The organism is Streptomyces sp. cg36, assembly GCF_041080675.1.
Classification (GTDB): Bacteria; Actinomycetota; Actinomycetes; order Streptomycetales; family Streptomycetaceae; genus Streptomyces.
The window spans coordinates 301,152-312,623 of the sequence record NZ_CP163520.1; the positions used below are offsets into that span (position 1 = coordinate 301,152).

An 11,472-nucleotide genomic window follows, 5' to 3' on the forward strand; every position below is an offset into this window, starting at 1 on the left:
ACGGCCGGGGAAGGGGGTTGTACGGATCACTCGTGATCTTCGGACGGCGATACGGGCACCCACCTCGCGCCGACCGGCCGGGCCTCGCATCCCGGACAGCGCGCCGGGCTGCACGGATTTCGCCAACTGTGGCGCGTGTGCCGCCTGTTGAGCGTGGGGAGCGCGTCCGCGGCACGGCCCTTCGGCCATCACTGTGGCCTGTTCGCTCCTTTTCGCGCAGGTTCGCGGGCCGCATGCTCTTTGATCTGTGAACGGTATGCAGCGGACTCACCTCAGATCTCCGCGCGGGCCGTGGCCGGAACGCCACGGGTGGAGCACTGATGAGGACGGAAGACCGGGCCGGCGTCCGTTCATGCTTGGGGCAGGAGCGGGCGGCGCGCCATGGCGGCCCCGCCGCGTCCAGTCGGCCCGAGGGGGGCCGCCGGGGCAGGCCGCAGCCTCACGAAAGGGGGACACTCCCCGTGTCACACAGAACTCTCCGCCCGAGCGAGGGCAGACCGTCGACAGCACGGCTGCGCCGAGGGGGCCTCGCCAGGCGGCTGACGACACTCGCGCTGCCCGGCACGATGGCGCTGGCGCTCGCCGGCGCCGGGCTGGTCGCGCTCGCGCCGCCGGCACTGGCCGCCACGACGGTCTCCTTCTCCTACACCGGCGGCGCCCAGTCCTTCACCGTGCCCGCCGGGGTGTACGCGATCGACGTGGACGCCTTCGGCGCCCAGGGCCAGGACGGGCCCGAGGGCGGCAGCGCGGGCGGACTCGGCGGCGAGGCCCAGAGCCGGCTGGCGGTGACGCCCGGACAGGTCCTCCAGATCAACGTCGGCGGCGCGGGCGGCTACGGCGGCGCGGGCGCCGCGGGCAAGGGCACCGAACCCGGCGCCGACGGCGGCGCCGGAGGGGGCGCCTCGGACGTGCGCCAGGGCGGAGGTTCGCTCAGCGAGCGGCTGCTGGTGGCCGGTGGCGGCGGAGGCGGCGGCAACTGGATGGGCATCGCCGTCAGCGGGGCGGGCGGCAGTGGGGGCGGCCCCAGCGGCACCGCGGGCGGCAACGGGAGCGACGGCGCGGCGGGCGGCGGCGCGGCGGGCTCCAGCATCGGCGGCGCGGGCGGGGCAGGGGCCAACGGCGCCGCCACCGCCACGGACGGAGCCCCGGGCCTGGGAGGCTCGGGCAGCACGGGAAGTGACGGCGCCGGTGGCGGCGGCGGAGGCGGCGGCTGGTTCGGTGGCGGCGGAGGCGGCGGCATCAAGTACAGCCCCTCGGCCACCGTCGGCTCGGGCGGCGGCGGAGGCGGCAGCGGCTACGGTCCGGCGGGCACCGTCTTCAACACCGGCGTCCACTCGGGCGACGGCTCGGTGAGCATCACCTACGCCCCGTCCGCGGCCGACATCGACGTACAGGTCACGGCCCGGCCGCAGCTGAGCATCCTGGTGCCCTACCTCAGTTACACCCTGACGGCCCACAACACCGGGCCGAACGCCGTCTCCTCGGCCACGGTCACCGCGGCCCTGCCCCGGGGTACGAGCGCTACGGGGCTGCCCTCCGGCTGCACCACCAGCGCGGGAACCGTCACGTGCGCCTACGGCGCGATCGCGAGCGGTGCCAGCGCGTCCAAGTCCTTCGACATACCCCTGCACCTGCTGTCGCTGGGCCGCGTCTCGGTGACCGCCACACGCACCGCGTCGGCGCCGACCGACCCCAACCCGGCCAACGACAGCGACTCGGCCAGCTGCACCGTGATCTCCATCCTCCTGGCCACCTGCTCCTGACACCCCCGAAATCCGCACGGGGTGGGACCGTACGAGTACCGGGCCCACCCCGAGACGGGCATGGGCCCGGACGGGGCAGCACGAACGCTCCGTGGTCAGTCGGGATGCGGAGGCATGGCGGGCCTGTTTGGCTGGGGGCACCGCATCCCCGAGTTCAGGAGTGATCATGAGCGTTGCGGACGAGTTCGGTGCCCGGCTCCAGCAGATGCGCCAGAAGGCGGAGCAACTGGAGCAGGCCGCGGAGCGCGCCGGCGACCCGGCGGAGCGCCGGCGGCTGAAGGACAAGGCCCGCCGCCTTCAGGAGCAGAGCAAGATGCCGGGCGAAAGTCGTGGCATCGACCCCATGTGATCGGGGCCCTCGTTCGTCCCGAGATCCGGTTGTCCTGTTCCAAGTAGCGCGGGTGGCCCGCTTGTTGCGGGGGCCGCCCGCGCTCTGGTGGAGGCAACATTCGCCGTCTGCTGGCCGCCGGACTCGCCCTGGACGGCGTACGGGTGAGTCCTCCGGTCTCTGGACGGCGAGGAGGGACTTCAGCGCTGTGTCAGGTACTGATGGTGGCGGCCGGGGCGACGTCGTAGTTGCGGGCGTAGCCGTTCTCGGTGCCGACGAGGAGCTCGACGACCTCGAAGTAGCGGTCCCAGAAGGGGGTTTCGCGCAGTGCGTCGATCAGGAGCTGGTAGGCATGGTGGTCGTCCGCCTCCCAGACCCAGATGTCGGTGACGCGCGCGGAGTAGAACTCGGTGTCGTAGAAGCGCGACCGCACTCCGGTGGTCCTGGCCTTGATCACCGGGACGACCTGGGTGGTGAAGGCTTCGATCCGCTCCGGGACGCTCAGCGCGAGCCACTCGGGCGTGGTCTTGACGAGCAGGAACGCGGTGACCGGCGCTTCGGTCGTCTCAGTGGACATGGGGATGTCTCCAAGTGGCGGTGGTGTGGGGTGTGATCAGCGGTCGGGCGCGGCGGGTGCCGTGTACTGGCCCGGCGCGCGGGCCGGTGTCCTTCAGGAGACAACGGCGGGCTTGAGGATCCGGGCGCACCAGTCCTCGAAGGCGGTGGGGCCGGTGGTGTCCGGGGTGCGGATGAAACCGGCGTCCAGGCCCTCGTCCTTGGCCCGCTTCATGTCCGCGATGCCCTGGACGAACGCCTCGTTGAGGCCGTGGCCGACGAGTGTGGTGCGCAGCTCGTCGAGCGACTGGCGCTCGTAGCGGACGGGACGGCCGAGCTGCTCGGTGATGACGCGGGCCAGTTCGTTCGGGGACCAGTCGCGCGGTCCGAGGACCGGGACGCTGCCGGTGCCCGTCCACGAGCGGTCCAGCAGCAGGCTCGCCGCGGCGCCGGCGATGTCCGCGACCGCGACCATGGGCGCCTTGCGGTCGGCGTCGACGGCATCGGTGAACACACCGTGCTCACGGATCGAGGCGGCCTCTTCGAGGAGGTTCTCGAAGAAGGACGGGCAGGCCAGGGAGCGATAGGCGGCGCCGGTGCCGGCCAGCAGGTCGTCCATCGCCAGGGATGCGGTGACGAGTCCCGCGCGGTCGGCCTGCGGGGTGCCGCGGCCGAGCGCGGAAACGCCGACCACATGCCCCACCCCGTGGACGGCGAGCGCCCGCGCGGCGGGGCGGGTGAAGGCGGACCAGGCGTCCTCCGGGGCCAGGGAGGCGTCCGGGGGGACGAGCCAGAAGACGGCGTCCGCGCCCTCGAAGGCCCTGTCGACCACATCGGCGTCGCCGTGCGAGCCGGTGACCACCTCGACGCGGCCGTGCGCCGCGTCCGGCAGACGTGCCGGGTCGCGCACGATCACGCGCAGCTTCTCCCCGGTGTACGGCGCCGACTCCAGGAGCCGGGCGAGGAGTTGGCGGCCGATGTTCCCGGTGGGGGCGGTAATGACGATCATGAAAACCTCAGTGGTCCGTGGCGGATCGGTACGCCCTCCATCCTGGGGATCACGCCAGTGATGCCACAATGGGAACTTCAGCAACGAGGTATTGCCTGAAATGGAATGACCCTGGTGACCAGCCCGTACTCGGCCCTCGACGCCAACCTCGCCGTCGCTCTGGACGCCCTGCTGACCGAGCAGAGCGTCACCCGCGCCGCCGCCCGCCTGCGGACCTCCCCCGCCGCGATGAGCCGCACCCTCGCCCGGCTGCGCCGCACGCTCCAGGACCCCCTCCTGGTACGGGCCGGGCAGCGCATGGTCCCCACCCCGCGCGCCCTGGCTCTGCGCGAGGAGGCCGCGGCGGTGGTGCACCGCCTCGGATCGCTGCTCAGCCCGGGCGAAGGCGCCGACCCCGCGACCCTGCGCAACACCTTCACCCTCCAGACCGCCGACCTGGTCGGCGCGGCGCTGGCCCCCGGACTGCTCGACCTGGCCCGGCAGGAGGCCCCGGCCGTCTCGTTCCGGCTCCAGACCGAGGAGTTCGAGGGCGGTCCGGCTCTCCGCGACGGGCGCACCGACCTGGAAGTCGGTCCCATCGACCATGTCGATCCGGAAACACAGGTCGAACAGTTGGTCGTGCTCCGGATGATGGCAGCCGTCCGCCCGGGCCACCCGCTGACCGAGACCGCCCTGGACCCGGCGCGGCTCGCCGCCGCCGAACACGTCGTGGTCAGCAGGCGGGGCCGCTTCACCGGCCCCCTCGACAGCGCCCTGGCCGAACGGAACCTCCACCGGCGCGTCACCGCCGTCCTGCCCGGCCACCTGGCGGCGATGGCCCTCGCGGCCCGCAGCGACGTGGTGTGCCTCGTCCCGGCCGCACTCGCCGGGCACCCCGCATCACCCCTGACGCACACCGCCACCGCTCTCGGCCTGGTCCTCCTCGACATTCCCCTGCCGCTGCCGCCGCTGACCATCGGCATGGCCTGGCACCCCCGCAACGCGGCCGACGGAGCCCATCAGTGGCTGCGCGCCGCGGTCCGCCGCACCCTGGGCGCAACCAGGTCCGCTTGAGGTGGGCCGGGCACCCGGGTGGGTGAGCGGGGTGGTTGGCATCGCCTTCGCGGGGCAGTCCAAGAAGATGCCCCGCCGACCCGCGGGGCCAGGCAGGCGGGAGTTCTCATGACCGAGTACGTCATCACGGTGCCGGGCACGTTCGTGCACGGCATCACCGACGCCCAACGCGTCGAGGTGGAGCGGAGGCTGCGCCCACGGGATCCGGCGAACACGGACTTCGGGGAGAACGAGGAGTTGAGCCTGCTGACCGTGCAGGAGGGCAACGTGTTCTCCGTACGGCTGGAAGTGCGGGCGGCCAGCCGCAAGGAGGCCGAGGCGGACGCGGTACGGCTGGTCGGCGATGCTCTGCGCGACAGCGGATTCGGCCCGGATGACGCCCCGTTGGGGCCCGCCGCCGTCACGGGAATCGACCGCGAGTTCTGATCGGACCTCGGTACCGGTGCTGGTATCGGTACTGGTGCCGGTGAAGGTGGGCTGCGGCGCGTCCGGCCGCGCGGTGCGCAGGTGTCTCAGGGGGTGAGGACGATCTTGCCGCTGGCCGTGCCGGACTCCGCCAGGCTCAGCGCTTCGGCGGCCCGGGCGAGCGGCAGCTGGGCGGCGATGCGGGCGCTCACCTCGCCCCGGGCGACGGCGGTGAACACCTCGGTGAGGTCGGCCCGCAGACGGGCGCGGAACCGGCCCTTGGCGAGCGAGCGCCCGGCCCAGATGTTGTAGAAGTAGGCGTGCCGGCCGTTGGGCAGGGTGTTCCAGAGCCAGGTGCGGCCGAGGATCTTCAGTACGGGCAGCTGCTTGGATCCACTGTCGTCACGGGTCGAGGCGCTGCCGTAGGCCACGAGCGTGCCACCGGGAGCGAGCAGGCTCCAGGAGTCGACCACGCTGAGCGGGCCGACGTGGTCGAAGACCGCGTCCACCCCGCCCGGCGCGAGCTCGCGGACGCGGGCCGCCACATCGCCCGTGCGGTAGTCGACCGGGGTCACGCCGAGCTCCCGCAGGGCCTCGTGGTGCCGGGGGGACGCCGTGCCGATCACCCCGGCACCGGCCGCCCGCGCCAACTGGACCAGCACGGAGCCCACTCCCCCGCCCGCGCCGTGGACCAGGACGGTCTGTCCGGCCCGCACCCGCGCCAGCCGGTGCAGCATCTGCCACGCGGTGATGCCGTTGACCACCACGGTCTCCGCCTGCGCCGCCGTGAGGGCGTCCGGGACGAGTACCGCGTCCTCGGCGTCGACGACGACGTGGCTGGCCCATCCGCCGACCTTCACGAGGACGGCCACCCGCCGGCCGACGAGCTCGTGGTCGACGCCCTCGCCGACCGACTGCACGCGCCCCACCAGGTCGTAGCCCGGGACGAACGGGAAGGGCGGCTGGTCGTAGTACCGGCCGCGCCGCATCTGCTGCTCCGCGAAGGAGACCCCGCTCGCCTCCATGGCGATCAGCACCTGGCCCCGGCCGGCCTCCGGTACGGCTCCATGGCGGATCTCCAGCCCCTCGGGCGCGACGATCCCGGGAAGTACGACCTCGGTCAGGCGCTCGCTGTTCATGGCAACGCCCCTCTCTCCTATAGAACCCGTTGCGTTCGTTAGAAGTTATAACCGGCAGAGCGAGCGAGAGTCAAGAGCGAACGTTAGATGCTCTAACTCCCCATCGACCCCCGGCGCGAACCCCCACCGCTCTGCCCGGGAAGCTGCCCGACCGACCGCTGCGCACGGACGCCGCCCATGATCGGATCACCGGGTCACCACGTCGCATATCCGATGCAGTCCTTGGAGTGTCCGTGTCCGTGGCCCTACGTGTGGCGATCACCGCCGAGCCCGTGCCCTCCCACGTCTCCGCGCTGGACTACGTCATCGGCCCGTCCCTGGAGCAGGGTCACCGCCTCGCGCTCCACGCGCCTTTGATGTTCCGCCGCGAAGCCCGGCTGCGCGGGGTGGACTTCCACCGCGCCGGAACGAACTGGACGTGTGCTCCAGGTGTTCAGCAGACGGCGGGCACCGTCTGGAAGCGGTACGGAAACGGCGCCTTCAACCGGTACGTCTTCGGGCACCTCTGGACCGAGTTGGCGGGCAGGAAGGCCCAGGACCTGCTCGCCTCGTGGACGCGGACGCGCCCCGATCTGGTGATCGCCGAATGCAGCGACTTCGGCGCACACCTCGCCGCCCGGGTACTGGGACTCCCCCTGGTCGCGGCCGACAACGGCCTCGGGCCCGTACTCGTGGACCTGTGGGACAGCGACATCGCACCCGCGCTGTCCGCTCTCCACAAACAGTACGAACTGCCCGCCCCCGCGCTCCCGCCCATGGTGACCCCGGCCCCCGTCGACTGGTTCCACGAGACGACCCCGCCCGGGACACGAGCGGTGCGGCGGACCGTCGCGCGGTTCCGGACCGTCCTGCCCGACCGGCTGGCCCCCGCGCCCACGGCCCGGCCGCTCGTCTACGTGAGCCTGGGCACCCTGACGACGGCGATGGCCAGCCTGCGTACGGTCGTCGAGGGCCTCTACCAGGAGGTCATGGCCGCCCTCTCCGCCACCGGCTGCCACGCGATCGTCTCGGCGGGTGAACTCGCCCGCCACCTGCGCACCACGGACTCCCGCATCACGGTCGTCGAGCACGTCCCCCAGCCCGCGCTCCTGCACCACGCCGACCTGTTCGTGACGCACGCGGGCCGTGGATCGCTGCTCGACGCCGTGCAGGGCGGGACGCCCGTCCTGGCCATGGGCGTACTCGGCGACCAGCCCGGCAACGCCGCAGCGTTCGCGCGGCTCGGACTCGGCCAGGCACTGGACCTCACGGCGACGCGCGGCGAGATGGCCGACGCCATCACCACCGTCCTGGGAGCCCCGCGCTACGGAGCCGCCGTGCGCGCCGCCGACGCCGCCTTGGCGGAGCTGCCGACGTTCGACCCGGTGGAGTTACGCGACACCCTCATGTGAGGCACCGTCACACCGCCGCACACCGTACTCGCCAACGGCCCACCGGCTACCGGCCGGCGCCGACACCCTCACACCGTGAAGTCCAGCACCAGATGGTCCTGGACCGGCCGGTATCCCAGCCGCTGGTAGAGCGCGTTGCTCGTCGGGTTGGCCAGGTCGGTGAACAGCACCACCTGCTCCGCTCCCCACTCCAGCGCCAGCCGGGTGGCGGCCACCGTGGCGACCGCCGCGTAGCCCCGGCCCCGCCGCGCGGGCGGGGTGTAGACCGGGCCGATACGGGACTGGCCCGCCAGCACACCGGATGCGGCGGACAGCGACACCGGCCCCTCGTCCGTCTCCCACAGCACCAACTGCCCGGCCGCCGTGCGCCTGGCCGCCACCCCATCGGCAGCGAGGCCGGGCGGCAGGGCCACCTCGTCGAGGAACGCCTTCAACCACTCGGTGACCAGCGGCACATCCGCCTCGGCCGCCAGGCGCGCACGGCCCGGGACGGGCGCCGGTTCGGCGAGTGCGGCCAGCCGGAACAGCCGCTCCTCCCGGTCCACCCGATAGGGCCCCCAGGCATCCCCGAAGGCGCGGGCGGTGACCGTGGTGCCGTTCACCCCGACCAGTGGCTCGCCGCGCAGCACCCCGGCCAGCTCCTTGGCCGCGCCCGGCGGCATGGGGCCGAGCACCGGCGGCATCCCCGGGGTCTGCGCATACGCCCCCGCCACGGCCTGCCCCGGACCGGTCCACCAGCCGAACCTGGCTCCCGGCCAGTGCCCGTCCCGGGCGCCTTGCGCGAGGGTGAGCAGCACGGTGTTCCGGGCGGGATCGGCGGCCAGGAAGGGATGCGCGGCCGTTCGGAAGGCTTCGACGTCGTCCGTGAGATGCCAAGTCATGCTCGATCGTCGTACGGCGCCCGGACCCGGCGCACCCGATTTTCCCCACGCCCGCGGGATGCGCCACACGCCGAGGAGCGCGGCCACCACATCACCTGGACCGGGCCCGGCGGCCAACTGGCGCGGAACATCGGCCGACGGGCCGTGAAAGCCTGTGAGAGCACCCACGAGAAACGGTGTGCACGGGGCTCACCCACCTACGCCGAATTCACGACCCATCGTGAACACAGTGGCGCAGCGCCACTCCGCTCACAGCGTTTCCCCAGCATCCGGGCACGCGCGGGCAACGGCGGTGAAGGGGCTGGTCACCGCGTGTCGAGCGGAGTTCGGGGTGGCCGTACGGCCCAAGTCATACCGCGTCAGGCCGGCCTGACTTCGCGTCAAACGTATCTCCGATTCCATAGCGGAGTGACACACCTCACATCTCGTTGAAGTCGGGCCGATTGCGCCATGGTCGCGCTTGACCTCTTCGGCCCCGCTCCATGGCCTGAAGCCGACGGCGTCGATCGCACCCGGTTTCGTTCGCGCAGGCGGCGTGGCCAGTCCCTGACTATGCCTTTACCACATTCCGGCTCAATACTCCCTCAGAGGGTTTACAGCCATCTCCCTAGCATGAGACCCGCCAAGTCCCGTGACTTCGCACCGCTGTCCCAGATGACACCTCGCTGCTCCTGTCACGGGCCCTGACCAGGCATGCAACACCACCAACGGACCTTGCAACAGCCCTGGGGAGTAGTCATGGCGTCTTCCAAGACGGCACCCGCACATCGTGACACCAGAGGCGCGGCGCGCGACGCCGCGGTAACCGCCCAGTACGTGGACCCCGACGACGCGGACCGCTATGCCGCGTCGTACGAGGGGTCCCGGCCGGCGGCACGGTACTACCGTTCCCGACTGCACGTCGTCGACGAGGCACTTCGCACCGCCCCGCACGGTCGTCTGCTCGACGTGGGGTGTGGCCCGGGCATGCTGGTGCGACGCCTTCTCGACCTGCGGCCCGGAGAGTTCGAGATCACCGCGTGCGACCAGTCCCCGGCGATGATCGACGCGGCAACCGCCCAGGCCAAGGGCTCCGCCGACGTCCAACTGAGTGTGGCGCGCATCGAGGAAATGCCCTTCCCCGACAAGTACTTCGACGTCGTCGTGGCGATGGGCGTCCTGGAGTACGCCGACGCCGACGACGGGCTCCGGGAGATCGCGCGCGTCGTGAAGCCCGGCGGCCTGACCGTGGTGACGATGCTCAACCCCCTCAGCCCCTACCGCCTGGTCGAATGGTGCCTGTACTGGCCCCTGCTGCGCGTGCTCGGCCGCGTCGAGGCACTCTTCGGTGTGCAGCGGCACGCCGCCGAGGTGTCCGGCATCCGGGCGATCCCCCTGGCCAGGCTCCGCCGGATGATGCTCAAGAGGGGCCTGGCCCCCACGGACGCCGTCCACTACGACGTGACACCCCTGGTGCCGCCGCTCGACCGGCCGGTGCGCCGCCGCTGGGACCGCAAGTGGCACGAACACCCCGAAAAAACCGTCAGCCGGGGCGCCGGCCGCTGGTTGGGCACGGCCTACCTGGTGACGGCGCGACGCCTGGAGGACGTGTGACGCGGACGACGGTTGAGCAACAACCGTCGTACGAAGGGGTGAACGCGGCCACACACCACGGCGCCGCGTTCACCCCACCACCCCGGTGAGGAGGAACTGCCCACCACGACTGCTCTTCGCAGAGCCTGGTGCGGCCCTCCCCGCAGGCCGCCGCCCCGCTCATCCAGCACGTACGCGGCACGCCGCACTGGCGCGCCGACCTCGTGGCCGACCTCGCCGCCGTACGGCCGCGGTGATTCCTACGGTGCGGTGCCCGGCACCGGAACCCGGATGCCGTCCCCCGTCACCGGATGAACTCCACTTCCGGGAAGTCCCTGCTCGGGCCGTCGAGCAGATGCCGTCGCCGGTGCCGCAGGTGCTGGTCGAAGAACGCGAGGGAGTACGCCTGTTGGATGCGTAGGGACCGTGCCGGGTCCAGGGTGCCGATCCACTCCTGGATCTGCTGGTCGGTCATGCCGAGGATCCTGCCCACTTGCGGGATCAGGGACGCGTCGTCGCCATAGGTGTGGTGGACGGCCCCGGCGGCCTGGATGTTGAGCCGGTAGCCGCGCAAGTGGGTCCAGAACTCGGCGACGTCCGGCATGGCCGCCCGGGTGAACTCCGCCGTCATCATCATGAACGGCCGGTCGAGGTCGGTGGTGATGGTCGGCTGCATCGGGCCGTCGATGCCGAGCCCGGCGCTGACGCGCCGGTCGGCGAGCATGGTGAGCGCGGTGGCGGTGCCGCCCTTCGACCAGCCGAACGCGCCGATGCGCCGCGCGTCGAGGGCGCCGAGCAGTCCGTGCGGCAGTGCCTTGCCGTCGGCGTCGGGGTTGCGCCCGGCCGCGATCGCGTCCACGCAGTCCAGCACGAACCGCAGGTCGGCGGCGTAGTCCTGCGGGGACATCGGGATGCCGCCCGGAGTGAGCACCCAGCCGTCCGGGAATTCGGTGAACGTGTCGTAGGTGTGGTCGACGGTGACGACGGCGTAGCCATTGCCGGCGAGTTCCTGGACGATGGTGGTGTGGTCGCTGCGGTGGCTCCCGGCGCCGTGCGAGTACACGAGGACGGGCAGCCGATGGCCCGGCCGGAGGACGGGCGCGTCCAAGTGGCCTGCGGTGAGGGGGCCGAGGGCGGGGTCGAGGGGGAATCCGGCGTCCGCGAGCAACGCCCCCAACGCGCTCTCGGTCATCCAGGGCGCGAGCGGCAGGCCCCTGGTCTGACGCGCCGGGTACCAGACGCTGGCCATCAGCTCGCGGTGGTGTCCGGGGCCCGCCACCGGGTCCGGACGTGAGGTGTCGACGAGGTGGAGCGGGCACCACGCCGACGGGGTGCGGCCCCGTCGGTGCGGGCAGGGTGAGCCGTGCCGGGCCCGG

At 72.3% G+C, this 11,472-nt stretch carries 11 protein-coding genes; 6 read left to right on the plus strand and 5 right to left on the minus strand.

What is annotated here, in order from left to right; all coding sequences use genetic code 11:
• The first annotated feature begins 461 nt into the window (after positions 1-461).
• Together AB5J87_RS01390 and AB5J87_RS01395 are read left to right on the plus strand one after the other, a co-directional pair.
• Positions 462-1,763, plus strand: a complete 1,302-nt coding sequence (locus AB5J87_RS01390; RefSeq protein WP_369372946.1) for a hypothetical protein — start codon at positions 462-464, stop codon at positions 1,761-1,763.
• 166 nt (positions 1,764-1,929) lie between these two features.
• Positions 1,930-2,112, plus strand: a complete 183-nt coding sequence (locus tag AB5J87_RS01395; protein WP_369372949.1) for a DUF6381 family protein — start codon at positions 1,930-1,932, stop codon at positions 2,110-2,112.
• A 190-nt stretch (positions 2,113-2,302) separates the two neighbouring features.
• Here the strand turns inward: AB5J87_RS01395 and AB5J87_RS01400 are convergent, their stop codons facing one another.
• Positions 2,303-2,668, minus strand: coding sequence for a darcynin family protein (locus tag AB5J87_RS01400; RefSeq protein ID WP_369372952.1), 366 nt, complete (start codon positions 2,666-2,668; stop codon positions 2,303-2,305).
• Between the two features lie 93 nt (positions 2,669-2,761).
• The gene (locus tag AB5J87_RS01405) at positions 2,762-3,655 is read right to left on the minus strand and encodes an NAD(P)H-binding protein (RefSeq protein ID WP_369372954.1); all 894 of its coding nucleotides are present in this window, start codon (positions 3,653-3,655) and stop codon (positions 2,762-2,764) included.
• Positions 3,656-3,760: 105 nt separating this feature from the next.
• On the opposite strand from AB5J87_RS01405, the gene AB5J87_RS01410 reads away from it, so the two are divergent.
• The gene (locus AB5J87_RS01410) at positions 3,761-4,708 is read left to right on the plus strand and encodes a LysR family transcriptional regulator (RefSeq protein WP_369372956.1); all 948 of its coding nucleotides are present in this window, start codon (positions 3,761-3,763) and stop codon (positions 4,706-4,708) included.
• A 108-nt stretch (positions 4,709-4,816) separates the two neighbouring features.
• Positions 4,817-5,134 (plus strand): hypothetical protein, encoded by a 318-nt coding sequence (locus AB5J87_RS01415; RefSeq protein WP_369372958.1) that lies wholly within the window; start codon positions 4,817-4,819, stop codon positions 5,132-5,134.
• Between the two features lie 86 nt (positions 5,135-5,220).
• On the opposite strand, the gene AB5J87_RS01420 is transcribed toward AB5J87_RS01415, so the two are convergent.
• Positions 5,221-6,252: a medium chain dehydrogenase/reductase family protein gene (locus AB5J87_RS01420; RefSeq protein WP_369372960.1), complete on the minus strand. Its 1,032-nt coding sequence runs from the start codon at positions 6,250-6,252 to the stop codon at positions 5,221-5,223.
• 239 nt (positions 6,253-6,491) lie between these two features.
• On the opposite strand from AB5J87_RS01420, the gene AB5J87_RS01425 reads away from it, so the two are divergent.
• On the plus strand, positions 6,492-7,643 hold the full coding sequence (locus tag AB5J87_RS01425) for a glycosyltransferase (protein ID WP_369372962.1): 1,152 nt from the start codon (positions 6,492-6,494) through the stop codon (positions 7,641-7,643).
• A gap of 68 nt (positions 7,644-7,711) precedes the next feature.
• Here the strand turns inward: AB5J87_RS01425 and AB5J87_RS01430 are convergent, their stop codons facing one another.
• Positions 7,712-8,524, minus strand: coding sequence for a GNAT family N-acetyltransferase (locus AB5J87_RS01430; protein ID WP_369372964.1), 813 nt, complete (start codon positions 8,522-8,524; stop codon positions 7,712-7,714).
• A 738-nt stretch (positions 8,525-9,262) separates the two neighbouring features.
• On the opposite strand from AB5J87_RS01430, the gene AB5J87_RS01435 reads away from it, so the two are divergent.
• A complete protein-coding gene (locus AB5J87_RS01435; RefSeq protein WP_369372966.1) occupies positions 9,263-10,117 on the plus strand; it encodes a class I SAM-dependent methyltransferase in 855 nt (284 codons plus the stop codon).
• A gap of 283 nt (positions 10,118-10,400) precedes the next feature.
• On the opposite strand, the gene AB5J87_RS01440 is transcribed toward AB5J87_RS01435, so the two are convergent.
• Complete coding sequence (locus AB5J87_RS01440; RefSeq protein ID WP_369372968.1) at positions 10,401-11,345, minus strand: alpha/beta hydrolase family protein; 945 nt, start codon at positions 11,343-11,345, stop codon at positions 10,401-10,403.
• Positions 11,346-11,472: the final 127 nt, after the last annotated feature.